Origin of the sequence: Phenylobacterium sp. (assembly GCF_031984885.1) — a bacterium.
Lineage (GTDB): Bacteria > Pseudomonadota > Alphaproteobacteria > Caulobacterales > Caulobacteraceae > Phenylobacterium.
In genome coordinates, this window is sequence record NZ_DAMABV010000001.1 from 298,851 (window position 1) to 322,378 (window position 23,528).

The following is a 23,528-nucleotide window of genomic DNA, read 5'->3' on the forward strand; positions in this document are numbered from 1 at the left end:
GACCGCCTGGCGCAATTACGCGCGACACTCGAAAGTTTGAGACTTTGACCGCTATTTCTCCCGCGGCGATTAAGGCCGCGCAGCCGGACGTCCTTTCTTCCGTGGACGCCCTGATCGAAGGGCTGGCCGGCGTCGGCTACATCGCCTCGCGCCGCATCGCCACCGCCCTCTACATGGCCATTCACCTGCAAAAGCCGATCCTGGTCGAAGGCTCGGCCGGGGTGGGCAAGACCGAACTGGCGCTGTCGACCGCGACCCTGCTGGGCCAGCCGCTGATCCGCATGCAGTGCTACGAGGGCCTGGACGAGTCCAAGGCGCTGTACGAGTGGAAGTACGGCAAGCAGTTGCTCTACACCCAGATCCTCAAGGACCGGATGGGCGAGGCGCTGTCCGACGCCAAGGACATGGACGCCGCCATGGGCCGCCTGCACGGCATCGGCGACCTGTTCTTCTCCGAGCCCTTCCTGGAGCCGCGCCCGCTGATGAAGGCGCTGAAGGAAGATGACGGCTGCGTGCTGCTGATCGACGAGATCGACAAGTCGGACGAGGCCTTCGAAGCCTTCCTGCTGGAGGTGCTGTCGGCCTACCAGGTCTCGATCCCCGAGCTCGGCGTGATCAAGGCCAAGACCCCGCCGCTGGTGTTCCTGACCTCCAACAACGTCCGCGACCTGGGCGATGCGCTGAAGCGCCGCTGCCTGCACCTGCACATCCCGCTGCCCGACGCCGACCTGGAACGCAAGATCGTCGCCAGCCGCGTGCCGGGCATCGAGCAGACCCTGACCGCCAGCCTGGTGGACTTCGTGCAGTCGCTGCGCACGCTCGACCTGCGCAAGTCGCCGTCGATCTCCGAGACCGTCGACTGGGCCCGCGCGCTGATCCTGCTCAACGCCGACAGCCTCAATCCCGAGGTCGTGCGCGACACGCTGAACGTGCTGCTGAAGTTCGAGCCGGACATCGCCGCGGTGGAGCCGCAGATCTCCGAACTGCTCCGCCGCCCGGCGGCGTAAGACCCATGCAGGGTGCGCTGGAGGACTTCTTCCGGGCCCTGCGGGCCGCGGACGTGAAGGTCTCGCCTGCCGAGGCCATCGACGCCCACCGCACGGTGGAAAAGGTCGGCTTCGCCGATCGCGAGCTGTTCAAGGACGCGCTGTGCGCGACCCTGGCCAAGACCTCGGACGAGGTCGTGCGGTTCGACGAGACCTTCGAGACCTTCTTCAGCCGCGACGAGCTCGGCTTCGAGCCGCCGCCGCAGGGGGACGGCGACCCGATGGAGGGTCTGCCCGAGGGCGCCGAGCAATCGGACCTCGCCCGCATGCTGATGGAGGGCGACGCGCCGGGCCTGGCCCAGGCGATGGAGGAAGCCGCCCAGCGGGCCCAGGTCTCGCAGATCCGCCTGACCACCCAGCGCTCGCGCCTGACCCGGCGGCTGCTGGAGGAGATGGGCCTGGCCGAGATCGAGGCGCTGATCAGCAACGCCCGAAAGCTGGAAGGCGGCGGCGACGCGGCCGACCGGCTGGAGGCCGGCAAGCGCCGGCTGGCCCAGGAAGCCCAGCGCTATGTCGAACGCCAGCACGAGCTCTACGCCTCCGGCTCGGGCAAGATGCTCCGCGAGGAGATGCTGGCCCGCAAGGCGCTGAACGCCGAGGGCGGCATCGATCCCGTCGACCAGGCGATGATGCAGGCCCTGGTCAAGAAGATGGCCAAGCGGCTGGCCGACCGCTATTCGCGCCGCCGCAACCGCGCCCGCAAGGGCCACATGGACATCCGCCGCACGCTGCGGAAGTCGATGCCCTATGGCGGCATGCCGTTCGAGATCATCTGGAAGACCGAGAAGATCGACAAGCCGTCGATCGTCTGCATCTGCGACGTGTCGAAGTCGGTGGCCGCCGCCGCCCAGTTCCTGCTGACCTTCCTCTACTCGCTGAACGAGGTGGTCGACCGGATGGAGGCCTACGCCTTCTCGGGCCGGCTGATCAGCGTCAACGACATCCTCGACGACGAGCATGTCGACGGGGCGATCTTCCAGGTGCTGCGCAAGATCGGCTTCCAGCAGACCGACTACGGCAAGTCGCTGGAGGACTTCTGCGAGAACCACCTCGACCATGTCGACCGGCACACCACCGTCATCTTCCTGGGAGACGGGCGGTCGAATTATGCCGATCCGCGGCTGGATCTGATGGCCACGATCCACAACCGGGCCCGCTCGGTCATCTGGCTGAACCCCGAACCGGAGAGCTACTGGAGCCAGGGGGACAGCGTCATGTACCGCTACGAACGCTTCTGCCACGTGGCCAAGACCTGCAACACCCTGGGCCAGTTGGAGCGGATCATCGAGGACGTGTTGCGGACCTACGTTCCGCACTAGCCGACCGGCGCGCGCTGGCCTCGAAGGCGCCCCAGGCCAGCGCGGCCAGGAAGCCGAAATAGAGGATGTAGAGGCTGGCGACATAGCCGCGCGCCAGCAGGGTGACGTCGGCCAGCTTGGCCGCATGGCACAGCAGGGTCAGCGCCTCGGCCGCCCAGGCGCCGATCAGCCACTGGCGGTCGTAGAACCATATCAGCAGGGTGACGACGCCCAGCACCGCGGCGTCCACCGCCGCCACGCCCCAGAGCGGCTGCGGCAGGCCGCCGAGCTGCTGGGCCAGGGGGCTGAGGAAGAAGGCGGCCAGGCTGACCACGGCGGCGATCCGCTCGGGCGCGCCGCCCTTCCACAGCGCCAGCAGCGTGACCAGCGCCGTGGCCACGGCGCCGGCCTGCTGCACGGGGGCGTCGAACATCGCAAACCAGCTCATCCCCGGAAGGGAAAGCGGTGCGAGCATCGCGTCAAGCCGCCGCCGAGACCGCCCGGAGCGCGGGACCATCGGCGTCCGACACCGCGGTCGGCGGCTTCTCGACGCCGGTGCCGTGCAAGGTGGTCGGCTGCACGCCCAGTTGCGGCGAGGCCTTCTCGAAGGCGGCGTGGGCCGACATGGCGTGGCCGCGCGCCTCGCCCAGGGCGTCAATGGTGCGGGTCAGGGCGGCGACGGCCTCGTGCCCGAGGACGGCGGAGTAGTTGTGCTCGCGGCGCAGGGCGCTGGTCTGGGCGATCAGCAGGGCGGCGCGCTCCAGGGCGGCGTCGAGCGCGGCCTCGGTTTCGAACAGGGACGTGGCGATGGCCTGGGCCAGTTCGCGGCGTTGCATGGGATATCCTTCCTCCGCGACGGGGCGCGGGACGGGTGGTGTGGGTGAGATGGGATGCGGCGTCGGCTTCGCCGATCAGCCGCGGGCAAGCCAGGCGTCGAGCGTCTGCATCAGGTGGCCAAGCTGGATGGCGATGGCCAGACCGCCGATCAGCAGGGCTCCAGCAACCAGGGTGAACAGCATGGCGCTCAGGAGCCGTCGCCAGGGGGTCCGGGCGGGCCCTGAGCCAGCCACCGCCATGACTGGGGGGGCTGGGCCTCGTCGGGCAACAAGACGAGCGCGACGCAGATAATCTCGCGCAGCAGATCGAGCCTCGTGAGATAGGGGCTCATCTCCCGCGTCACCTGCAGCAGGTGATGCACCGTCTCCTTCTGCTGACCCGTGCTGGCCAGGCTGTCGAAGATCGCTTCCAGGTCGCCCCAGGTCGTCTGTGGCAATCGTTTCGCCGTATGGGGCATGTGCGCCTCCTTTCGAGAAGGAGGTCAGCATCTCGCCGACGTCGGCGGCCAGGGGGAGCGGCGCCCCTACGTAGTCATCACGTACATCGCCGGCGAGCATGCGCGCGGCGTCGCGCCGGTTCGACGCGCCCAGCTTCTTCATCGCCCGCTCGATGTGCTTGTCGACCGTGCGCGCCTCGAGCCCGAGCTCGCGGGCGATCTCCTTCGACTGGAGATGGCGCGCCACCCCCATGAGGCACTGCCGCTCGCGTGGCGTGAGCGTGGCCAGCCTGTCCATTACGCGTCCCCCGACCCTCGGCGGCCGGGCGGGCGAACCGCCGTTCACGGCAGACGCGCGCAGCGCAGGCCGCGAGACTTCGTAAACTTGCTTAACGCGCAGGGCGAAGCAAGCCGGGCGCGGTCACACCCCCGTGCGCGCCGGGCGGCGGATCACCAGCTATCGATCCAGCGCAGCTTCTTCTCGGTACGGACGGGCAGCGGCGGCAGGGACTTCAGGCCCGACAGCACCCAGCGGCGGGTGTCGGCCGGGTCGATCACGTCGTCGAGAGCCGGCCCCATGGCCTGGGACAGCGCCTTGCCGCGGGCATAGGCGGCGGCGACCATCTCGTCGAACCTGGCCTTGCGTGCGGCCGGATCCTCGATCGCGGCCAGTTCGTTGCGGTAGCCGAGCTTGACCGAGCCCTCCAGCCCCATGCCGCCGAACTCGCCGGTCGGCCAGGAGACGCAGAACATCGAGCCCTGGTAGGAGCCCCCGGTCATGGCGATGGCGCCCAACCCATAGCTCTTGCGCAGGATCACCGAGAACAGCGGCACGGTCAGGTTCGCGCCGATCACGAACAGCCGCGAACAGTGGCGGATCAGGCCGGTCTTCTCGGCCTCGGGCCCCACCATGTTGCCGGGCGTGTCGGAAAGCGACAGCAGCGGAATGTCGAACGCCTCGCAGAGCTGCATGAAGCGCGCGGCCTTGTCCGAGGCGTCGGAATCGATCGCCCCGCCGAGGTGCTGGGGATTGTTGGCGAAGACCCCGACGGGCCGCCCCTCGATGCGGATGAAGGCGGTGACCATGGCCAGGCCGAACTTCGGACGCAGCTCCAGGACCGAGCCCTCGTCGGCGATCAGCTCGATCACCTTGCGGATGTCGTAGACACGCAGCCGGTTCTCCGGGATCGCCCGGCGCAGCAGCCGCTGGTCGGCCGCCGTCCACTCCTTCACCGGCCCCTGGAAGTAGGACAGGTACTGCTTGGCCAGCCGCACGGCGTCGGCCTCGTCCTGCGCCAGCACGTCGATGGTGCCGTTGGCCTGCATCACCTTGACCGGGCCGATCTCCTCGGGCCGGAACACGCCCAGGCCGCCGCCCTCGACCATGGCCGGCCCGCCCATGCCCAGCGCCGAATCCTTGGTGGCGATGATCACGTCGCAGCAGCCGAGGATGGCGGCGTTGCCGGCGAAGCAGCGGCCCGACGAGATCCCGACCAGCGGCACGGCGCCCGACAGCCGCCCCCAGAACTCGAAGCCGCGGACGAAGCCGCCGCCCTCGGTGTCGCCGGGCCGCCCGCCGCCGCCCTCGGTGAAGAACACGGTCGGCAGCCGCCAACGGGCGGCGATCTCGCTCATCCGGTCGAGCTTGTCGTGGTTGTGCGAGCCCTGGGTGCCGGCCAGCACGGTGTAGTCGTAGGCCATGACCGCGACCCGGGACTTCTCCTCGGCGAAGCGATCGCCGTTGACCGACCCCAACCCCATGACCATGCCGTCGGCGGGCGTCTGGGCGATCAGTTCGTCGACGGTGTTGCGGCGGCGGCGGGCGGCGACCGTCAGGGCGCCGTACTCGGTGAAGCTGTCGCAGAGGTCGTCGATGTTCTCGCGCGCGGTGCGTTGGCCGGTCTTGCGGCGGCGGGCGACGGCGTCCGGCCGCGCCGCGTCGAGGGTGAGACGATGCCGCTCCAGCACCTCGGCGAGATCGGGGCGGATGTGATCGAGGTCGACCTCCTCCTGCGCCGTCACCGCGCCGCCGGCGACCTCGCCTGGCTCGATGAAGGCCAGGGCGTGGTCCTCGAAGACCGTGTCGCCCTCCCCCGCCGCCACCAGCCGCACGACGCCGGAGACGTCGGCGGCGACGACGTGCTCCATCTTCATCGCCTCCATGACGAACAGCGGCTGGCCCTCGCGCACCTCGTCGCCAGCCTGGACCATGACGCCGATGACCGTGCCTTGCAGCGGCGCGCGGACGGGCTTCGTGCCCTCGGGCCCCTCGACCTCTTCGGGCTCGTCCGAGGACGCCGCCTCGGCCTTGCCGTGATGCAGGACGGCCAGCGGGTCGGTCGTGTCCACCTGCGCGCCGGCCCGCCTGGGCGCCGCGCCGGCCGCCTCGAAATAGAGCCTGGGCCGCTCGGGGCTTTGGCTGAGCTCCTCCATCCGCTCTTCGATGAAGCGGGTGTGGACCTCGCCGGCGGCGACGTCGGGATGACCGAGCAGGCTCTCCAGGAAGCCGATATTGGTCGCCGCGCCGACGATCTTGAACTCCGAGAGCGCGCGCCGGGCCTTGGCCGTCGCCGCCGGAAGATCGGCTGCATGGACGACCAGCTTGGCCAGCAGCGAGTCGAACCGCGCGCTGGTGCGGTAGCCGCCATAGCCGAAGCCGTCGACGCGGATCCCCGGGCCGGACGGCGGCTCGTAGGCCGACAGCAGGCCGCCGGACGGCTTGGCCGCGCCCTCGGGGGTCATGGTCTCGAGGTTGATACGCGCCTGGACGGCGACGCCGCGAGGCCGGGGAACCTCGGCCTGGGTCAGTTCGAGATCGGCGAGCGAGCGGCCCGCGGCCAGATCGATCTGTATGCGGACAAGATCGAGCCCGGTGACCTCCTCGGTGACCGTATGCTCGACCTGAAGCCGCGGATTGGCCTCGATGAAGACCACGCGCTCGCCGTCGACCAGGAACTCCACCGTACCCAGACTGCGATAGTGCGCGGCGCGGCCAAGCGCGACCGCGGCCTCGAACAACCGCTCGCGCGTCTCGCGCGGCAGGGTCGCGGCCGGGGCGATCTCGACCACCTTCTGCCGCTGGCGCTGCAGGCTGCATTCGCGGTCCCAGAGGTGGGAGACCACCTGGCCGTCGCCGACGATCTGCACCTCGATATGCCGGGCGTGCGGCAGGAACTCCTCGACATAGAGCGCGCCGTCGCCGAAGGCGGCCTGCGCCTCGGAGGCGCAGCGCTCGAAGGCGTCGGTCAGTTCGGCCGGCGATCGCACCGGGCGCATGCCGCGGCCGCCGCCGCCGGCGACGGCCTTGACCATGACGGCGCCGCCCGCGCCCAGGCTCTCCAGGAAGACCCGCGCCTGCGCCAGGGTGACCCCGCCGTCCGTCCCCGCCAGGATCGGCACGTCGCAACGGGCGGCCAGCGCCCGGGCCGCGCCCTTGTCGCCGAACAGTTGCAGCGTCTCGGGCGAGGGGCCGACGAACACCACCCCGGCCTCGGCGCAGGCGCGGGCGAAGGCGGCGTTCTCGGAAAGGAAGCCATAGCCGGGATGGATCGCGTCGCAGCCGTGCTGGCGGGCGACGGCCAGGATCTGCTCGGCGTCGAGATAGGCGGCGGGACCGGCGCCGGTCAGGGCGTGGGCGCCGTCGGCCTTGCGGGTGTGAAGCGAGGCGGCGTCATCGGTGGAATAGACCGCCAGGGTCTCGATCCCCATCTCCGCGGCGGTGCGGGCGATACGGATGGCGATCTCGCCGCGGTTGGCGATCAGCAGCTTCTTCACTGGCGTTTCCCCTGAGCGTGACGTCGCCACGCTCGGCTCCTGGATTGAGAGGCTTTTCCCCACCTTGCCCGGGCGCCGCCGGGGCCGTCTACGCCTGGTTCGGCGCAAGCCCTTCGAAGAACGGCCTGACGTAGAGCGCCGCGGCGGTCTGGGGCGTCACGCCGGGGGTCCAATGATGCAGTTCGGCGGCGGCGTTGATCATGGCGGTCAGCATCTGGGCGCCGATATTGACGTCCACCGGGCGCACCGAGCCGTCGGCGACGCCGTCCGAGATCAGCGAGGCGAAGCGGTCCGAGATCCGGTCGAAGCGCGCGATCAGTTGCGGCTGGATCGCCTCGGGCGCCGAGGTCAGGGCCGAGGCGCGCAGCAGCGGCGCATTGCCGGTGAGCTGATATTCGACCAGGGCCGAGGCGATGGTGGTCAGGGTCTGCAGGCCGTCGCCGGACACGCTCTCCGCCTGGCGGATCGCACGGCGCATGACGTCGAAGGTCCGCTCGAAGCAGGCGACGACCAGTTCGTCTTTGGTTTCGTGGTGGTGATAGAAGGCGCCCTTGGTGACGTTCAGCCGCGCCGAGATCTTCTCGACCGAGGCGCCGACATAACCCTCGTCATTGATCAACTGGGTCGCCGCGCGCAGGAAGAGCTCGCTGGAGGCCTCGCCGCCCGCCTTGGGGATCAGGGCCGGCAGGGCCACGGGGTTCCAGGATGCGCCAGGCGCCGCCAGGCCGTCCACGGCGATCGACCAGAACCGGCGCGAGGCGCGGCCGAAGTCCTCCGGATCGTGGCGATGCAGCCAGAGCGGCGCCCAGAACACCTCGGAGATCAGCAGCAGCGCGCGCGCGCCGAGGGCCGGACGCGACAGGCCGCGGGTCTCCGGGCCGGCGAACAGCGTGCGGATGCGCCGGAACATGTCGACATAGGCTGCATTGACCGGCGCGCAGTTGAGCGCGCGCACGTCGTTGAAAGCGGTCAGCGGCTCGACCTCGCCGGCCAGCATCCGGGCGCGGTAGTCGAAATAGGCGTCGAGGAACAGCCGCAGCCGCTCGCGGACGTCGCCGCCGTCCTCGGCCGCCGCGATCAGGCGATTGTACCGCTCGATCCCACGCAGGAAACAGGCGGCCGCCAGCTCTTCCTTGTTCTTGAAGTAGTAGATCACCCCGGTCGGCACGAGGTCGAGGCGCGCGGCCACATCGGCCAGGGTCATGCCGCGCACGCCCCTGCGATTGAGGACCTCCACGGCCGAACCGACAATAGCGCTCTTGCGCTGTTCGAAGCGCTTGGTCGGCGTACGGACCATCGTCGTCATTGATCTTTTTCTTGTTATCCAGGCGACGACGGATCAAGCCCGCCGCGTCCTCCCTTGGTCATGATGGCTTAGCTCGGCGCGCTTAGCCACTCCTGAGGAAAGCAGGATCGATCGGCAGTTGGCGGATGCGCTTTCCTGTCGCAGCGAAGATGGCGTTGCACATGGCCGGCGTCGCCGGCGGCAGGGCCGGTTCGCCCAGGCCGGTCGGCGCATTGTCCGACTTGATGAAATGCGTCTCGACGGGCGGCGCCTCGTCGATGCGCATCAGCGGATAGTCGGAGAAGTTGCTCTCGACCGCCGCGCCGTTCTCGATGGTGATGTTCTGGTGCAGGGCGCCGGACAGGCCGTCCAGGACCGAGCCCTCGATCTGGTTGAGCGCCCCGAACGGATTGATCACATGGCGGCCGACATCGGCCGCCACCCAGACCTTGACCACCTTGACCGCGCCGTCGGGCGCCACCGCCGCTTCGACCACTTCGGCGAAATAGCCCAGGTGGCTGTAGTGGAAGGCGATCCCCAGGCCCGAGCCCTTCGGCATCGGCCGTCCCCAGCCGGACTTCTCGGCGGCGAGCTTGACCACCGCGGCCATGCGCCCGGCCGCGTAGCCGGACGGCGGCTCGCCGACCATCGGCTTGTCGCCCAGCAGTTTCAGCCGGAAGGCGACCGGATCGGCGCCCGCGGCATGGGCCAGTTCGTCGATGAACGACTGCACCACGAAGGCGATGGCGTTGGAGCCGGGCGCCCTCAGCGGCCCGGTCGGCGCCCCGCAGGCCATCATCGACAGGTCGTAGCGATAGTTCGGGACGAAGCGTGCGGGAAACTCCGTCGGCGACATGCCGGCGCTGCGCGCGGGCGTGCCGTTCTCGCCGAGGGTGACGAAATGGTCGTGCCAGCCGACCAGGTCTCCGGCCGCGTTCACCCCGCCCTTGAGGAAGTGCCAGCCGGCTGGGCGGTAGAAGTCGTGGCGCATGTCGTCTTCACGCGTCCAGAGCAGCTTGACCGGCGCGCCGGCCTGCCGGGAGATCCAGGCCGCCTCGACCATGTAGTCGTTCATCAGCCGGCGGCCGAAGCCGCCGCCGCAGCGGATCATGTGGATAGCCACCGCCTCGGGCGCGATGCCCAAGGTCTTGGCGACCAGTTGCCGGCCCGGCTCCGGATTCTGGGTCGGGGCCCAGATCTCGACCTTGCCGTCCTTGAAGTGGGCGGTGCAGTTCTGCGGCTCGAGATTGGCGTGCGAGATGAATGGATAGGCGTAGGCCACCTCCACCGTCCTGGCGGCCCCCTGCAGGGCGGCGGCCACGTCGCCGTCGTTGCGCTCGGTCTTGCCGGGCGCGGCCTTCGACAGCTCCAGCGCCTGGGCGGCGAAACCGGCCGAGGACTGGCTGGAGGTCGGGTGATCGGCCCAGCGGATGTTCAGCCTGTCGCGGGCCTTGCGCGCCGCCCACCAGCTATCGGCGACCACGGCGACGCCGGGCAGCAGGCCGTCCAGCGCCGTCTCGCCCTCGACCACGAAGGCGTCGCGCACGCCCTTCACGCCCTTGGCGGCGGCCAGGTCGGCGCTGGCGACCCTGGCTCCGAACACCGGGGCCTTCTCGAAGGTGGCGTAGAGCATTCCGGGCACGACGACGTCGATGCCGAACAGCGGCTTGCCGGTGACGATGGCGGCGGTGTCCACCTGGCGCAACGGCTTGCCGATGATCTTGTAGTCCTTGGGGTCCTTCAGCGGGACGGTCTTCAGGTCCGGCGCCGGCGCGCCGGCGGCCTTGATGGCCAGCGAGCCGTAGGTCGCCTTGCGCCTGGACGCGGCGTGATGGACGACGCCCGAGGCGGTCGTGCACTCGGCGGCCGGAACCCCCCAGCCTTGCGCTGCGGCGGCGACCAGCATCACCCGGGCCGCGGCGCCGACCCTGCGCAGCTCGTCCCAGTGCAGCGGGGTGGCCATGCTGCCGCCGGCGAACTGGCGGCCATAGGTGGCGAAGTCGTTCATCGCCTGCTCGGTGCGGACCTGCGACCAGTCCACGTCCAGTTCCTCGGCGATCAGCATCGGCAGCATGGTCTTGATGCCCTGGCCGATCTCCGGGTTCTTGGAGACGATGGTGACGGTGTTGTCGGGGGCCACGCGGACATAGGCGTTCAGCTTGTCGCCTGCGCCGCCGGCCTCGGCCGCGCCCGCCTTGCCGGCGACCGCAAAGGAGAGAACCAGGCCCGCGCCGGCGAGCACGTCGCGGCGGCTGGCCGAGGGAATGTGCGATCCGTCCGCCATGGGATCAGGCCTCCGCCTTCTGGCCCGAGGCCAGCTTGATGGCCGCGCGGATGCGCGTGTAGGTCGCGCAGCGGCAGATGTTGCCCGCCATCGCCTCGTCGATGTCGGCGTCGGTCGGCCTGGGCTTCTCGGCCAGCAGCGCCGTGGCCGACATGATCTGGCCGGCCTGGCAGTAGCCGCACTGGGCGACGTCGAGTTCGCTCCAGGCGGCCTGGACCTTCTTGCCGACGGCGTTGGCGCCGACGCCCTCGATGGTGACGATCTTGGCGCTCTCCAGTCCCTCGACCGGGATCGAGCAGGAGCGCATCGGCGCGCCGTCGATGTGGACCGTGCAGGCCCCGCACTGGGCGACGCCGCAGCCGTACTTGGGTCCGAGGATGCCGAGGGTGTCGCGCAGCACCCAGAGCAAGGGGGTGTCCCCGTCGACGTCCGCCGACAGGACCTTGCCGTTCACGTTCAGCTTGAAGGCCATGGAAACCGCGCTCCCTTCTGTTCGCTTGAATCTAAGGGCTGGTACGGCTTGGCCGCAAGCGGAGGAAATCTATCGGCTGCGAGTGGAGGCGGAATCTAAACCCCAAGTAATTAATCGCATGTACATTCGGTAATATTCTTAAACTTGCGTCATTACTCCGGTTTAACAAGACTTCGCGACAGCATCCGGAATATCTCAACGTCATCGGCGGCCCGCACGGCCACCTCAAAGATTTGGGAGAATTCAGATGATCAAGTTCAGCAGCACCCTGGCCGGCCTCGCGACCATCGCCCTGGCGGCCGTCCCCGCCCTGGCCCTGGCGACGGGCGCCCAGGCCGCGCCCGTCGCGGTCAAGGTTTCGGACATCAACATCAACGCGCCCCGCGACGCCCACATCCTGGACCAGCGGGTCGCGGCGGCGGCGGCCGAGTTCTGCAGCAACGCCGCAGCGGGCCGGATCACCCTCTCGGCGCGGCACGACTGCCTGCAAGGCGCCCGGGCCGAGATCCAGGAACAGCTCGCCCAGCGGCAGGTTCTGGCCGCCGCGCCTCAGGAACTTGCCCAACGCTGAGCGCCGCGTCCCAGCCCCCGACAGGCGCGAGAGGCCCGCCACCCCGTGGCGGGCCTTTGCCGTTGCGGACCTAGCGCGAGCCGGCCGCCTGCATGATGCGATCGGAGGATGGGCGGCCGTAGAGGCCGTCGGCGGGGGTCACGGTGATCCGCATCTCCTCGCCGTAGAGGATCGCAGAGGGGCGGCGGCCTTCGACCAGCTTCACCTTCTTCACCCGCGAGAGCAGGCTGCGCCCGTCCGGGCGGCGGGAAATGCGCACCACCGCCTCGGCGGTCACCGCCGCGGCGTCGGCGACCACGGCGGAGGAGGCCGGAGAGGCGTCCGCTTCGAAGGGGATCAGGCGGCGCGCGGCGCGGGTGGCGCGGGCGCTGGCCTGGGCCAGGCGCTCGAGCAGGACCTGCGGGCTGAGCGGCGCCAGGCGCAGGGCGCCGCCGGCGCCGGCCAGCGCGGCCGGCGAGCCGCCGGGCCGGTCGGGCGTGAACAGGGTCAGCCCGCCCAGGCGCGTGGCCCGCAACATCGGCTCGCCCAGATCGTTCTTGTAGATGACGTCGCCGCGCGGCGCGGGATGCGGACGCAGGGCCCAGATTTCCGGGCTGTCGTCGAACTTCATGTAGACGCGAGGCTGGCTGCGATCGAGGACGAAGGCGGCCCCGTCCTCGCTGACATATCGCGCAACCGGCGGGCTGGCCTGGCGGCCGGGCGCAGGGCGGTCGCCGAACAAGCCCTCGCGAAGGGTCTGGGGTCCGGCCTGCGCGACCGACGCCCAGCCAAAGCTCATCGCCGCGGCGAGCGCCGCGACGATGAGGCTTAGGTACGCTGACGCCGGTCTTTCGCTCACCATCGAGCTAGGCAGATGCCCTTTGACTGGGGCGCTTTTTGGACGCGCAGCAAGCTTAGCCGGCCATGTACTGGCCACCGTTCAGCGACAATGTCGACCCGGTGACGTAGCCGGCGTGCTCGCCGGCCAGGAACGCGACCATGTCGGCGATCTCCTCGCCCTTGCCCAGCCGGCCCACCGGGATCTGCCCGATGATCGAGGCCAGCACGTTTTCGGGCACCGCCTGCACCATTTCGGTGTCGATATAGCCGGGCGCGATGCAGTTGACGGTCACGCCCTTGCGGGCGTTCTCCAGCGCCAGGGCCTTGGTGAAGCCGATGACCCCGGCCTTGGCGGCCGAATAGTTGGTCTGGCCCATCTGGCCCTTCTGGCCGTTGATCGACGAGATGTTGATCACCCGGCCCCAGGACCGCTCGCGCATGCCCTCGATCACATGGCGGGTCATGTTGAAGACCGAGTCCATGTTGACCCGGATCACCTCGGACCATTGTTCCGGGGTCATCTTGTGGAAGACGCCGTCGCGGGTGATGCCCGCATTGTTGACCAGCACCTCGATGGGGCCGAGCTCGGCGGTGACGGCCTCGACCGCGCGGCGGCAGTCTTCGAAGCTGCCGACATTGCCCTTCACGACCATGACGCCCAGCTCGTCGGCGCAGGCCTTGGCCGCCTCCTCGTTGCCCGAATATCCCGCGGCGACCTTGAACCCGTCGCTCTTCAACCGCTCGCAGATCGCGCGGCCGATACCGCGGGTCCCACCCGTCACAAACGCCACTCTGCCCATAGGGCCGCCTCCCGTTTGAAAAACAGGGGCGCCGGTTGCTCCGACGCTCCCGACTCAGATGGTCAGACTGCTTCGACGCACATGGCAACGCCCATGCCGCCGCCGACGCACAGCGTCGCCAGGCCCTTCTTGGCGCCCGAACGTTTCATTTCGTGCACGAGGGTGGTCAGAATCCGCGCACCGGAGGCGCCGATCGGGTGGCCGATGGCGATCGCGCCGCCGTTGACGTTCACCTTGGCCGGGTCGAGGCCCAGGTCGCGCACGACGCAGATCGACTGCGCCGCGAAGGCCTCGTTCGATTCGACCAGGTCGAGGTCGGCGACGCTCCAGCCGGCCTTCTCCAAGGCCTTGCGGCTGGCGGGGATCGGGCCGGTGCCCATGATCTCGGGCTCGACCCCGGCATTGGCCCAGGAGGCGATGCGGGCCAGCGGCTTGAGGCCGCGCCGGGCGGCTTCATCGGCGCTCATCAGCACCAGGGCCGCGGCCCCGTCGTTGAGGCCCGAGGCGTTGGCGGCGGTGACCGAGCCGTCCTTGGCGAAGGCCGGACGCAGGCCCGCTACGCTCTCCAGCGTCGCGCCGTGGCGGATGTACTCGTCCTGATCAACGATCGTATCGCCCTTGCGGCCCTTGATGGTCACCGGCGCGATCTCGCCGGTGAACCGGCCGGCCTTCTGGGCGGCCTCGGCCTTGTTCTGGCTGGCGACGGCGAACTTGTCCTGTTCCTCGCGGGTGATCTGCCAGCGGGCGGCGATGTTCTCGGCGGTCTGGCCCATGTGGTAGCCGTGGAAGGCGTCCCACAGGCCGTCCTTGATCATGGTGTCGACCAGGGCCAGGTCGCCCATCTTCTGGCCCGAGCGGAGCTGCTGGGCGTGCGGCGCCTGGCTCATGCTCTCCTGGCCGCCGGCGATGACGACCGTGGCCGAGCCGTCGGCGATCTGCTGGGCGCCCAGGGCGACCGCGCGCAGGCCCGAGCCGCATAGCTGGTTCAGGCTCCAGGCCGGGCTTTCGACGGGGATGCCGGCGTTGACGGCGGCCTGGCGGGCGGGGCCCTGGCCGGCGCCGGCCTGCAGCACCTGGCCCATGATCACCTCGCCGACGTCGGCGGCGGCGATGCCCGCGCGCTCGATCGCCGCCTGGATGGCGACCTTGCCCAGATCGTGGGCGGGCACGCTGGATAGCGCCCCATTGAACGATCCGACGGGGGTGCGGACGGCCGAGACGATGACGACGTCGCTCATGGCGGGCTCCTCAAGCTCATTTAAGGTTTTCATCTATCGATAAAGGGCGGAGCTTGGGCAAGGGTGCAAACCGACTCGCGTAATCGGAGCCCAGACTTTCCGAAGCCGCTCGCATCCGCGATACTGCGGTGCAAGAATGATAATCCGCCGTCGGGGGCGGGCTGATAAAGGACTGTGGGATGGCTGACGCCCAGGGATCCGACGACGGCCGCGTCGTCATCAAGAAGTACGCCAACCGGCGGCTCTACAACACCGCCTCGTCCTCGTACGTCACGCTGGAACACCTGTCCGACATGGTGAAGAAGGGCGTCGACTTCGTGGTCTACGACGCCAAGACCAACGAGGACATCACCCGAACCGTCCTGACCCAGATCATTTTCGAGGAAGAGAGCCGCGAGGGGCAGAACCTGCTGCCCATCCAGTTCCTGCGCCAGTTGATCGGGTTCTACGGCAACTCGATGCAGGCGTTCCTGCCGAGCTATCTGGAGCTGTCGCTGGCCACCTTCGCCGAGCAGCAGGAGCGCATGCGCGCCCAGTTCGCCAGCATCGGCCAGGGTTCGGGCCTGGGCGGCCCCTACGAGGAACAGATCCGCCAGAACCTGGCGATGTTCGACCGGGCGATGAAGATGTTCTCGCCCTTCGCCTACACCCGGCCCGAGGAGCCCGCCGCGCCCAAGCCCGCCGCGGCGCCCACGGCCGCGCCGGCCAGCGACGAGACGCTGGACGTGCTGAAGAAGCAGATGGCCGAGATGCAGGCGCAGATCGAGAAGCTGGCCAAACGCTAGCTTAACCTCGCCGCCCTAGGCTTCCTGGTCATGACTTCGCCCATCGACCCGATCCGCAGGCCGAACCAGACCCGGCGCGTGAAGCGCTCCGGCGACGCCTCGCGTCCGGAGTCGACGGATCGCAGCGTGCCGGCGCTCTACGAGCCGCCGCTTCCGCCGGCGCCGAGCGCCGCCACAGGGCCGGAGGCGGCGTTCGCCGCCCACATGCTGGGCCAGGACGGCCAGAAGCGCGGCCTGCGCGGCGGCAAGGAGACGCTCGACAGCGCCCGCAGCCTCTACAACAAGATCGAATATTCCGGCGCCGCCGACCGGCGCACGCCCAAGGGCCGCACGGCCAAGACCGAGGTCTAGCGCCCCTTCAGCCGCGCCAGCTCGGCCTCCAGCGCCGCCACCCGCTTCTCCAGCGCCAGCAGCCGCCCGGTCAGGTCGCCCTGGCCGGGGACGGGCGTGGAGACGCCGGCGCGATCGGCGATCTCGGCGGGCGGCACGCCCAGCAGGTCGGCGAAAATGCCTACCTCCTCGGCGGAAAGTTCCCGCTGGTCCTTGAAGACCAGGACGATGTCGGCCTCGCCCATGCCGGCCGCGGCGGCGAGGATCCGCTGATTGAGCCCGCGTTCGGCGAGCTTTTCCTCAAACCACTGGCGGTCGAAGAACAGCGCCATCAGCCGCGGCCGCTCTGGCGCCAGTCTTGCTTAACGGGGAGTGAACCTATTGCCGACGGGACTCCCATGTTCGCCATCGCAACCCGCTTCTTCGACCTGGCCGTCGTGACGCTGATCTTCTCGGCGCTCACCTAGAGGGCGTCCTGGCCGAAATCGACGTCCCGCCGCGCCGAGACGATGGTGACGATGAAGCCGGCCAGCACGTCCAGCAGGACCATCACCGTCAGCAGGAAGAAGGTCGAGGTGGCGAAGGCCGGGGCCAGCAGGAACTCGACCAGGCAGGCGACGAACAGCAGCATCGACAGGGCGTGATTGACGATGGCGGTCCGCCGGCTGGTCGTCGATTTCAGCAGTTCGATGAACAGCACCACCAGCCCGGCCAGCAGCAGCAGGTCGCCCAGGGTCACAGGCCATTGGGCGGTCGAATTCATCGCCACCGTGAACAGCGGCTCGGTCATGCGGATGGTCGCCTCCTGCGAGGCGAAGCCGCCGGCCAGGGTCAGCGCGGCCAGGTTGTAGGCGAGCACGGGCAACGCCAGCAGCGGCAAGGCGGCGAACATCAGAACCCCTCCCCCTTCGGGATCGAGCAGGAGCTTCCGCTGCTTTTCCAGGCGCGACAAGCGCTCGGCCATCAGAGCTCTTCGACGCGGCCCGGCAGGCGCGAGCGCGACTGCAGCCACATCACCCCGAACAGGTCCGAGAGCGAAGCCCACAGCCGGCCGAGGTTGGTGTACTTCGACTGGCCGGTCTGGCGGTGGCGGTGGTTCACCGGCCGGAAGTCGACCCGATAGCCCTCGCGCAGCATCAGGGCCGGCAGGTAGCGGTGGATGTGATCGAAGTACGGCAGGCGCAGGAAGGCCTCGCGCCGGAACGCCTTCAGGCCGCAGCCGGTGTCGTTGGCGGTGTCCTTGAGCAGCTTCTTGCGCACGCCGTTGCCGAACCGGGAGGCGAACTTCTTGGCGGCGCTGTCCTGGCGCTTGACCCGCTCGCCGCCGACCAGGACCAGGTCGGCCGGCCCGGCGTTCAGGGCGTCGACCAGCCCGGGCCCGTCGGCCGGGTCGTTCTGGCCGTCGCCGTCCAGGGTGACGATGACGTCGCCGCGCGCGGCCAGGACGCCGGTGCGGATCGAGCGGCTCTGGCCCGAATTGCTGGCGTGGCTGAGCACCCGAAGCTGGGGGATCTGCGCCTTGAGCGCGGTCAGGGCCGCGCGCGTGCCGTCGCGGCTGCGGTCGTCGACGAAGATCATCTCATAGTCGCGGCCGGCGAAGGCGGCGGCGATCTCGCGTGCGAGGTCGGGCGCCGCGCCCTCCTCGTCGAAGACGGGGACGACCACGGAAATGTCGGGCGTTGATTTGGCCATGGCCCCTCCATAGCGGAAAATTCGCCGCGCGGATGCTATCAACGCTGCCATGAGTCTTCAGGCCTATCTGGACCGGTTCAGCCGGGGGTGGCGCGCCCCTGCATTCGCGGCGCTCGTCGCCTTCCTGGCGGGGCTGCCGGGCGTCTTCGCCATGCCGCCGCTGGACCGCGACGAAAGCCGGTTCGCCCAGGCCACGGCGCAGATGCTGGAGAGCGGCGACTTCGTCGTCATCAAGTTCCAGGACCAGCCGCGGTTCAAGAAGCCGGTCGGGATCCACTGGATGCAGGCCGCCAGCGTGGCGCTCGTGTCGCAGGCCGAGGACCGCGAGATCTGGGCCTATCGCCTGCCCTCGCTGCTGGGCGCGATGCTGGCCGCCGCCGCCTGCGCCTGGGGCGCGATGGCGTTCTTCGGCGGGCCCACCGGCCTGCTGGCCGGGGCGATTCTCGGCTCGACCTTCCTGCTCTCCACCGAGGCCTTCATCGCCAAGACCGACGCGGTGCTGGCCGGGACCACGACGCTGGCCCTGGCGGCGCTGGCGCGGATGTACGCCGCCTCGCGGGACGGTCCGCCGGCCGGGCGGCTGACGCGGCTGCTGTTCTGGCTGGGCCTGTCGCTGTCGATCCTGGTCAAGGGGCCGGTCGGGCTGATGGTCGTGACCCTGACGGCGCTGTCGCTGTGGGCCTGGGACCGCAAGGGCGCCTGGCTGAAGGGCCTGGGCTGGACCTGGGGCCTGATCCTGATGGCGGCGATCGTCGGCCCGTGGGCGGCGGCGGTGACGGTGGCGACCGACGGCGGCTTCTGGACCACGGCGTTCGGGGCCGACTTCGCGCCCAAGCTGGTCGGCGGCCAGGAAAGCCACGGCGCCCCGCCCGGCTATCACACCCTGCTGACGCCGCTGCTGATCTTCCCCGGCGCGCTGCTGCTGCCGGCCGCCCTGGCGCTGGGCTGGCGGGCCCGCAACGAGCCGGGCGTGCGTTTCGCGCTGTGCTGGCTGATCCCGGCCTTCATCGTCTTCGAGGCCACGCCCACCAAGCTGGTGCACTACACCCTGCCGACCTACGGGGCGCTGGCCTGGCTGATGGCGGCGGCGGTCATGCGCGCGCCGGTGGGCGCGGTCGCCAGGTGGATCGGGATCGTGCTGTCGGCCCTGGTCGGGGTCGTGTTCGCGGCGGCGGTCTTCTACCTCTATGGCGAGTACGGCGATCCGGGCGACCTGCCGGCGACCATCGCCACGGCCCTGCTGCTGGCCGCCGCCGGACTGTCGGGCGCCTACCTGCTGTGGCGCGGCCAGGCCCTGAAGGCGATCGCCGCGGCCGGCGCCCTGACCATCCTCGGCCATGGCGCCTTCGCCGGCGCCTTCGCGCCCAACCTGGAGCCGCTGTGGCTGTCCAAGCGCACCGAGGACGTGCTGGAGCAGGCCAGGCTGCTGCCGCGCCAGGGCTTCACGCCCGCGCCGGTGGCGGTGGCCGGCTATGCCGAGCCCAGCCTGGTGTTCGCCCTGGGCACCCCCACCGACCTGGGCGACGTTCCCGAGGCGATCGAGGCCATCGCCGACCAGCGCCCAGCCGTGGTCGAGGGCCGCGAGCAGGAGGCGTTCGAGGCCGCCCTGAAGGCCCGCGGCCTCAAGGCCCGCGAAATCGGCAAGGTCGAGGGGCTCGACTACTCCAACGGCGACGAGATGACTTTACGCATCTACGCCCCAGCCCCATCTGAGACTCCATGACCCGGTTCATCGAAATCGTCGAAGTCGGTCCGCGCGACGGATTGCAGAACGAGAAGGCCATCCTCGACGTCGAGCAGAAGCTCGACTTCATCGGCCGCCTGCAGGCCGCCGGGGCCAGGCGCATGGAGGTGGTGTCCTTCGTCAATCCCAACCGCGTGCCGCAGATGGCCGGGGCCGAGGAGATCATGGCCGCCCTGCCGGCCGGGTCTGGCCTGTCGCGCATCGGCCTGGTGCTGAACATGCGCGGCTGGGAGCGCGCGGTGGCCGCGGGCTGCGACGAGGCCAATGTCGTGGTCTGCTCGTCCGACGGCTTCGGGATCCGCAACCAGGGCGCCAACGTCGCCGAACAGATCGAGGCCATGCACGCGATCGCCGCGCGCCGGACGTCGGAGGGCGGGCCGCCGATCTCGGTGACCTTCTCGACCGCCTTCGGCTGCCCGTTCGACGGTGAAGTGCCGCAGGAGCGCGTGGTGTCGCTGGCCCGCGAGGCGGCCAACGCCAAGGTCGACGAGATCGCCCTGGCCGACACCATCGGCGTGGCCGACCCGTGGATGGTGCGCAGCCGGGTCGAGGCGGTGCGCCAGGTGATCGGCGACATCCCGCTGCGCCTGCACTTCCACGACACCCGCAACACCGGCCTGGCCAACGCCTATGCCGGGGTCGAGGCGGGGGTGGACATCCTGGACGCCAGTTGCGGCGGCCTGGGCGGCTGCCCGTTCGCGCCGGCCGCGACCGGCAACATCGGCACCGAGGACCTGGTCTACATGCTCGAGCGCGCGGGCTTCACCACCGGCTACGACATCGAGGCGCTGATCGAGACCGCCAAATGGATGTCCGGCCTGCTGGACAAGCCGATCGCCGCGTCGGTGAGCCGGGCGGGCGTGTTCCCGCCGGCGGTTGCGCCAGCCTAAGCCGCGCGGCCGCGGATGCGCCACATCATCGGGCGCGCGATGGCGGTGCAGACGATGATCGGCGACAGGATCAGGGCCAGCAGCCGTTCGCCCAGGCCCTCGGCGCGCTTGCGGAAGTAGCGGGCCAGGCCGACGCCCTTGTGGAACTCGACCCGCAGCGGGCTGGCGTGGCTGGTGTGGCCCAGGTGGATGACCTCGGCCTTGGGCTGGAACAGCACGACCCCGCCGGTCTGGCGCACGCGCCAGCAGAGGTCGACGTCCTCGACGTGCAGGAAATAGCCCTCGTCGAAGCCCTGGACGATGTCGAAGTCCTCGCGGCGCATGCAGAAGCAGGCCCCGGAAATGGTCGGCACCGCGATCACCGCCTCGGGCGGGGCCTCGGTCTCCCAGTGCACCTCGTAGCGGCGCCAGGCGGGAATCCGGCGCGACAGGTGGCTGAGGCTGAGCAGGGCGCTGACCGGGGTGATGTCGCCGCGCCGCGCGCCGCGCTGCTCGGTGCGGTCGGCGTTGAGCACCCGCCCCCCGACCAGGGCCGGCACCGGACGCCCCTCGATGGCGCGCGCCAGCTCGGCGATGCAGCCCGGCTGCAGGAAGGCGTCCGGATTGAGGAAGACGATGACGTCGCCGACCGCGCCGCGGGCGCCGAGATTGGCGCCGCGGGCGAAGCCGACATTGCCCTGGCCGGTGATCAGCCGCACGCGCGTGTCGCTGTCGGCGAGGCGCTTCAGGCGCGCCGCCTCCATGCGGGTCGAACCGTTGTCGACGATGACGAGCTCGTCGACCAGCGGGTCGGCGAGCACGCATTCGATGCTCTGCTGCAAGGCTTCGCCGGTCATGTAGACGACCATGACGACGGACACTTTGCGATGCGGCTTCAGGAAGTCCTGAGTCGGCGCGGGCTCATAAGCGACGATCGGTGCGGCGATGCCGTTCATCCAGCCTCCCTAACCCCGACCGCGCCGTGCTCGGTCGGAACGCCCCGAAGCACAGCCTGACGTGCAACATCCGGCGGACTCGCCTCTAAGGCAAGTTTATAAACCGCCTCATCCAGCGAGAGTATGGACTGACCTTCCGAGCCGAACCGCCTCAAGGCGACCTTGCCTTCCTCAGCTTCCCGCCGGCCGACCACGGCGATGACCGGGGCCTTGGCGAGACTGTGTTCACGGATCTTGTAGTTGATTTTTTCGTTCCGCAGATCCGTTTCAACCCGGAGTCCCGCGGCGCTCAATTCTTGAGCCACCCGCAACGCATAATCATCGGCGTCTGACGTAATTGTGGCGACAACGACCTGCGTGGGGGCGAGCCACAGCGGAAACGCGCCTGCATAGTTTTCGATCACCACGCCGATGAATCGCTCCATCGAGCCGCAGATCGCGCGGTGCAGCATGACCGGGCGCTGCTTGGAGCCGTCCTCGACCACGTACTCGGCGTCGAGCCGCTCGGGCAGCACGAAGTCGAGCTGCAGCGTGCCGCACTGCCACGTCCGGCCGATGGCGTCGGAGAGGTGGAACTCGAGCTTGGGGCCGTAGAAGGCGCCCTCGCCCGGCAGCCGCTCGACGCCCATGTTCACCGCCTGGCGGGCGGCGCGATCGAGCTTGTCCTCGGCCACGTCCCAGACCTCGTCCGTGCCGGCGCGCAGCTCGGGGCGCAGGGCCAGCTTCACGCTGTGCAGCTCCAGGCCGAAGTCGGCATAGACCGAGTTGAGCAGGCGCACGAACCTGGTCGTCTCCTCCTCGATCTGGTCCTCGCGGCAGAAGATGTGGGCGTCGTCCTGGGTGAAGGCGCGCAGGCGCATGATGCCGTGCAGGGCGCCCGACGGCTCGAACCGGTGGCAGGCGCCGAACTCGGCCATCCGCAGCGGCAGGTCGCGATAGGACTTCTGGCCGAAGTTGAAGATCTGGACGTGGCCCGGGCAGTTCATCGGCTTGACGGCCAGCTCTTCGCCTTCCGTCGTTTCGCAGGTGAACATGTTGGCGCCGAACTTCTCCCAGTGGCCGGACTTCTCCCAGAGGGCGCGGTCCATGATCTGGGGGGCCTTGACCTCGACATAGCCGTCGGCGTCCAGGCGGCGGCGCATATAGGCCTCGACCGTGCGGTAGAGCGTCCAGCCCTTCGGGTGCCAGAAGATCATGCCCTTGGCCTCTTCCTGCAGGTGGAAGAGGTCCATGGCGCGGCCGATCTTGCGGTGGTCGCGGCGTTCGGCTTCCTCCAGGCGCTTGAGGTGCGCCTCGAGGTCGGCCTCGCTGGCCCAGGCCGTGCCGTAGATGCGCTGGAGCTGGGCGTTGCGGTGGTCGCCGCGCCAGTAGGCGCCGGCCAGCTTCATCAGCTTGAAGGCCTTGCCCACCGCCTTGGTCGAGGGCAGGTGCGGCCCCAGGCAGAGGTCCTTCCACTGGCCCTGGCGATAGACCGTGATCGTCTCGTCCTTAGGCAGGTCGGAGATGATCTGCGCCTTGTAGTCCTCGCCGATCGACTTGAAGTGGGCGATGGCCTCGTCGCGGTCCCAGACCTCGCGGACGATCTTCTCGTCGCGGTCGACGATCTCCTTCATGCGCTGCTCGATCGTGGCCAGATCGTCCAGGCTGAAGGGCGTGTCGCGGGCGAAGTCGTAGTAGAAGCCGTCGTCGATGGCCGGGCCGATCGTCACCTGCGTGCCGGGGAACAGCTCCTGCACGGCCTCGGCCATGATGTGGCTGGCGTCGTGGCGGATGGTTTCCAGCGTCTCGGGGCTCTCGCGCGTCAGGATCTCGAAGGCGCCGCCCTTGTCGAGCGGGCGGTCGAGGTCGCGCAGCTCGCCGTCGAGCTTCACCAGCACCGCCTTCTTCTCCAGCGACTTGGCGATGGAGGCGGCGACGTCGCGTCCCGTCACGCCGTCATCGAACTGGCGCTTGGAACCATCGGGGAAAATCAGGTCGATCATGTCTCACATGTCCATGTCCGCGAGGCCGGCCCCTCTCCGTCAGGGGCCTTGTCGCGCGGTTGGGGGACCGGGTCGTAGCCCGAGGCTCCCCAGGGATGACAACGGCACAGCCGCCGGGTCGCAAGCCAGGAGCCGCGAACGGGGCCGTGCAGGATCAGGGCCTGCGCGGTGTACTCCGAGCATGTCGGAAGGAACCGGCACTGGCGCCCGATCAGGGGCGAAAGCGTCAGCTTGTAGGCGCGCAGTGCGCCGCGGACGCAGGTCTCGTAGAGGTTCATGCCGGCTCGCGGACGTGCGATTCAGCCGCAGC

The 23,528-nt window shown here is 69.5% G+C and carries 23 protein-coding genes and 1 pseudogene; 7 read left to right on the forward strand and 17 right to left on the reverse strand.

Going from position 1 to position 23,528, the window contains the following annotated elements:
* Positions 1–101 precede the first annotated feature (101 nt).
* Together RTL41_RS01490 and RTL41_RS01495 are read left to right on the forward strand one after the other, a co-directional pair.
* Positions 102–1,007 (forward strand): MoxR family ATPase, encoded by a 906-nt coding sequence (locus RTL41_RS01490; protein ID WP_312160616.1) that lies wholly within the window; start codon positions 102–104, stop codon positions 1,005–1,007.
* A gap of 5 nt (positions 1,008–1,012) precedes the next feature.
* Positions 1,013–2,365: a VWA domain-containing protein gene (locus RTL41_RS01495; protein ID WP_312160618.1), complete on the forward strand. Its 1,353-nt coding sequence runs from the start codon at positions 1,013–1,015 to the stop codon at positions 2,363–2,365.
* Here the strand turns inward: RTL41_RS01495 and RTL41_RS01500 are convergent.
* The 8 genes and pseudogenes from RTL41_RS01500 to RTL41_RS01535 form a co-directional block, all read right to left on the reverse strand.
* Entirely contained in the window at positions 2,328–2,777 is a 450-nt protein-coding gene (locus tag RTL41_RS01500) for a hypothetical protein (RefSeq protein WP_312160620.1), read from the reverse strand. The genes RTL41_RS01495 and RTL41_RS01500 overlap by 38 nt on opposite strands.
* A gap of 46 nt (positions 2,778–2,823) precedes the next feature.
* The gene (locus RTL41_RS01505; RefSeq protein WP_312160622.1) at positions 2,824–3,180 is read right to left on the reverse strand and encodes a hypothetical protein; all 357 of its coding nucleotides are present in this window, start codon (positions 3,178–3,180) and stop codon (positions 2,824–2,826) included.
* Between the two features lie 188 nt (positions 3,181–3,368).
* Positions 3,369–3,638 carry a hypothetical protein gene (locus tag RTL41_RS01510; protein ID WP_312161345.1) on the reverse strand — a complete coding sequence of 90 codons (270 nt, stop codon included), beginning with the start codon at positions 3,636–3,638 and terminating at the stop codon, positions 3,369–3,371.
* 109 nt (positions 3,639–3,747) lie between these two features.
* A pseudogene (locus RTL41_RS01515) lies at positions 3,748–3,915 on the reverse strand (LuxR C-terminal-related transcriptional regulator); the annotation flags it as partial.
* Positions 3,916–4,067: 152 nt separating this feature from the next.
* On the reverse strand, positions 4,068–7,391 hold the full coding sequence (locus tag RTL41_RS01520) for a carboxyl transferase domain-containing protein (RefSeq protein ID WP_312160624.1): 3,324 nt from the start codon (positions 7,389–7,391) through the stop codon (positions 4,068–4,070).
* 88 nt (positions 7,392–7,479) lie between these two features.
* Entirely contained in the window at positions 7,480–8,697 is a 1,218-nt protein-coding gene (locus tag RTL41_RS01525) for a TetR/AcrR family transcriptional regulator (protein WP_312160626.1), read from the reverse strand.
* Positions 8,698–8,779: 82 nt separating this feature from the next.
* On the reverse strand, positions 8,780–10,960 hold the full coding sequence (locus tag RTL41_RS01530; RefSeq protein ID WP_312160628.1) for a xanthine dehydrogenase family protein molybdopterin-binding subunit: 2,181 nt from the start codon (positions 10,958–10,960) through the stop codon (positions 8,780–8,782).
* Between the two features lie 4 nt (positions 10,961–10,964).
* On the reverse strand, positions 10,965–11,432 hold the full coding sequence (locus tag RTL41_RS01535) for a 2Fe-2S iron-sulfur cluster-binding protein (protein ID WP_312160630.1): 468 nt from the start codon (positions 11,430–11,432) through the stop codon (positions 10,965–10,967).
* Between the two features lie 247 nt (positions 11,433–11,679).
* Between RTL41_RS01535 and RTL41_RS01540 the strand changes: the two genes are divergently transcribed.
* The gene (locus RTL41_RS01540) at positions 11,680–12,003 is read left to right on the forward strand and encodes a UrcA family protein (protein ID WP_312160632.1); all 324 of its coding nucleotides are present in this window, start codon (positions 11,680–11,682) and stop codon (positions 12,001–12,003) included.
* A 70-nt stretch (positions 12,004–12,073) separates the two neighbouring features.
* Here RTL41_RS01540 and RTL41_RS01545 read toward each other — a convergent pair whose 3' ends face one another.
* From RTL41_RS01545 to RTL41_RS01555, 3 genes are all read right to left on the reverse strand, one after another.
* The gene (locus RTL41_RS01545; RefSeq protein WP_312160634.1) at positions 12,074–12,844 is read right to left on the reverse strand and encodes a DUF4908 domain-containing protein; all 771 of its coding nucleotides are present in this window, start codon (positions 12,842–12,844) and stop codon (positions 12,074–12,076) included.
* A gap of 52 nt (positions 12,845–12,896) precedes the next feature.
* Positions 12,897–13,622, reverse strand: coding sequence for a beta-ketoacyl-ACP reductase (locus tag RTL41_RS01550; RefSeq protein ID WP_312160636.1), 726 nt, complete (start codon positions 13,620–13,622; stop codon positions 12,897–12,899).
* A 62-nt stretch (positions 13,623–13,684) separates the two neighbouring features.
* The gene (locus tag RTL41_RS01555; RefSeq protein WP_312160638.1) at positions 13,685–14,860 is read right to left on the reverse strand and encodes an acetyl-CoA C-acetyltransferase; all 1,176 of its coding nucleotides are present in this window, start codon (positions 14,858–14,860) and stop codon (positions 13,685–13,687) included.
* Positions 14,861–15,039: 179 nt separating this feature from the next.
* On the opposite strand from RTL41_RS01555, the gene phaR reads away from it, so the two are divergent.
* Together phaR and RTL41_RS01565 are read left to right on the forward strand one after the other, a co-directional pair.
* Positions 15,040–15,645: a polyhydroxyalkanoate synthesis repressor PhaR gene (phaR, locus tag RTL41_RS01560; protein WP_312160640.1), complete on the forward strand. Its 606-nt coding sequence runs from the start codon at positions 15,040–15,042 to the stop codon at positions 15,643–15,645.
* A 30-nt stretch (positions 15,646–15,675) separates the two neighbouring features.
* Entirely contained in the window at positions 15,676–15,996 is a 321-nt protein-coding gene (locus tag RTL41_RS01565; RefSeq protein ID WP_312160642.1) for a hypothetical protein, read from the forward strand.
* Here the strand turns inward: RTL41_RS01565 and RTL41_RS01570 are convergent.
* The 3 genes from RTL41_RS01570 to RTL41_RS01580 form a co-directional block, all read right to left on the reverse strand.
* Positions 15,993–16,307, reverse strand: a complete 315-nt coding sequence (locus tag RTL41_RS01570; protein WP_312160644.1) for a helix-turn-helix transcriptional regulator — start codon at positions 16,305–16,307, stop codon at positions 15,993–15,995. The two genes, RTL41_RS01565 and RTL41_RS01570, sit on opposite strands and share 4 nt — an antisense overlap.
* 131 nt (positions 16,308–16,438) lie before the next feature.
* Complete coding sequence (locus RTL41_RS01575; RefSeq protein WP_312161347.1) at positions 16,439–16,867, reverse strand: hypothetical protein; 429 nt, start codon at positions 16,865–16,867, stop codon at positions 16,439–16,441.
* A gap of 71 nt (positions 16,868–16,938) precedes the next feature.
* Positions 16,939–17,667, reverse strand: a complete 729-nt coding sequence (locus RTL41_RS01580; protein WP_312160646.1) for a glycosyltransferase family 2 protein — start codon at positions 17,665–17,667, stop codon at positions 16,939–16,941.
* A 49-nt stretch (positions 17,668–17,716) separates the two neighbouring features.
* Between RTL41_RS01580 and RTL41_RS01585 the strand changes: the two genes are divergently transcribed.
* Complete coding sequence (locus tag RTL41_RS01585; protein WP_312160648.1) at positions 17,717–19,390, forward strand: glycosyltransferase family 39 protein; 1,674 nt, start codon at positions 17,717–17,719, stop codon at positions 19,388–19,390.
* Positions 19,387–20,301 (forward strand): hydroxymethylglutaryl-CoA lyase, encoded by a 915-nt coding sequence (locus RTL41_RS01590; RefSeq protein ID WP_312160650.1) that lies wholly within the window; start codon positions 19,387–19,389, stop codon positions 20,299–20,301. The genes RTL41_RS01585 and RTL41_RS01590 overlap by 4 nt, the downstream gene beginning before the upstream one ends.
* Here the strand turns inward: RTL41_RS01590 and RTL41_RS01595 are convergent.
* Genes RTL41_RS01595 through yidD form a run of 3 tightly spaced genes read right to left on the reverse strand, consistent with a single transcriptional unit; the run spans position 20,298 to position 23,496 of the window.
* Positions 20,298–21,236, reverse strand: coding sequence for a glycosyltransferase family 2 protein (locus tag RTL41_RS01595; protein WP_312160652.1), 939 nt, complete (start codon positions 21,234–21,236; stop codon positions 20,298–20,300). The two genes, RTL41_RS01590 and RTL41_RS01595, sit on opposite strands and share 4 nt — an antisense overlap.
* Positions 21,233–23,218, reverse strand: a complete 1,986-nt coding sequence (gene thrS, locus RTL41_RS01600) for a threonine--tRNA ligase (RefSeq protein WP_312160654.1) — start codon at positions 23,216–23,218, stop codon at positions 21,233–21,235. Before thrS ends, RTL41_RS01595 begins: the two co-directional genes overlap by 4 nt.
* Positions 23,215–23,496 (reverse strand): membrane protein insertion efficiency factor YidD, encoded by a 282-nt coding sequence (gene yidD / locus RTL41_RS01605; protein ID WP_312160655.1) that lies wholly within the window; start codon positions 23,494–23,496, stop codon positions 23,215–23,217. The genes thrS and yidD overlap by 4 nt, the downstream gene beginning before the upstream one ends.
* Between the last annotated feature and the right edge of the window lie 32 nt (positions 23,497–23,528).

Bases quoted from the DNA above. Each gene is read 5' to 3' on its own strand.
- RTL41_RS01495 (WP_312160618.1), top strand. From the start codon at position 1,013: ATGCAGGGTGCGCTGGAGGACTTCTTCCGGGCCCTGCGGGCCGCGGAC.
- RTL41_RS01500 (WP_312160620.1), bottom strand. From the start codon at position 2,777: ATGTTCGACGCCCCCGTGCAGCAGGCCGGCGCCGTGGCCACGGCGCTG.
- RTL41_RS01505 (WP_312160622.1), bottom strand. From the start codon at position 3,180: ATGCAACGCCGCGAACTGGCCCAGGCCATCGCCACGTCCCTGTTCGAA.
- RTL41_RS01510 (WP_312161345.1), bottom strand. From the start codon at position 3,638: ATGCCCCATACGGCGAAACGATTGCCACAGACGACCTGGGGCGACCTG.
- RTL41_RS01525 (WP_312160626.1), bottom strand. From the start codon at position 8,697: ATGACGACGATGGTCCGTACGCCGACCAAGCGCTTCGAACAGCGCAAG.
- RTL41_RS01530 (WP_312160628.1), bottom strand. From the start codon at position 10,960: ATGGCGGACGGATCGCACATTCCCTCGGCCAGCCGCCGCGACGTGCTC.
- RTL41_RS01535 (WP_312160630.1), bottom strand. From the start codon at position 11,432: ATGGCCTTCAAGCTGAACGTGAACGGCAAGGTCCTGTCGGCGGACGTC.
- RTL41_RS01540 (WP_312160632.1), top strand. From the start codon at position 11,680: ATGATCAAGTTCAGCAGCACCCTGGCCGGCCTCGCGACCATCGCCCTG.
- RTL41_RS01545 (WP_312160634.1), bottom strand. From the start codon at position 12,844: ATGGTGAGCGAAAGACCGGCGTCAGCGTACCTAAGCCTCATCGTCGCG.
- RTL41_RS01550 (WP_312160636.1), bottom strand. From the start codon at position 13,622: ATGGGCAGAGTGGCGTTTGTGACGGGTGGGACCCGCGGTATCGGCCGC.
- RTL41_RS01555 (WP_312160638.1), bottom strand. From the start codon at position 14,860: ATGAGCGACGTCGTCATCGTCTCGGCCGTCCGCACCCCCGTCGGATCG.
- phaR (WP_312160640.1), top strand. From the start codon at position 15,040: ATGGCTGACGCCCAGGGATCCGACGACGGCCGCGTCGTCATCAAGAAG.
- RTL41_RS01565 (WP_312160642.1), top strand. From the start codon at position 15,676: ATGACTTCGCCCATCGACCCGATCCGCAGGCCGAACCAGACCCGGCGC.
- RTL41_RS01570 (WP_312160644.1), bottom strand. From the start codon at position 16,307: ATGGCGCTGTTCTTCGACCGCCAGTGGTTTGAGGAAAAGCTCGCCGAA.
- RTL41_RS01575 (WP_312161347.1), bottom strand. From the start codon at position 16,867: ATGTTCGCCGCCTTGCCGCTGCTGGCGTTGCCCGTGCTCGCCTACAAC.
- RTL41_RS01580 (WP_312160646.1), bottom strand. From the start codon at position 17,667: ATGGCCAAATCAACGCCCGACATTTCCGTGGTCGTCCCCGTCTTCGAC.
- RTL41_RS01585 (WP_312160648.1), top strand. From the start codon at position 17,717: ATGAGTCTTCAGGCCTATCTGGACCGGTTCAGCCGGGGGTGGCGCGCC.
- RTL41_RS01590 (WP_312160650.1), top strand. From the start codon at position 19,387: ATGACCCGGTTCATCGAAATCGTCGAAGTCGGTCCGCGCGACGGATTG.
- RTL41_RS01595 (WP_312160652.1), bottom strand. From the start codon at position 21,236: ATGAACGGCATCGCCGCACCGATCGTCGCTTATGAGCCCGCGCCGACT.
- thrS (WP_312160654.1), bottom strand. From the start codon at position 23,218: ATGATCGACCTGATTTTCCCCGATGGTTCCAAGCGCCAGTTCGATGAC.
- yidD (WP_312160655.1), bottom strand. From the start codon at position 23,496: ATGAACCTCTACGAGACCTGCGTCCGCGGCGCACTGCGCGCCTACAAG.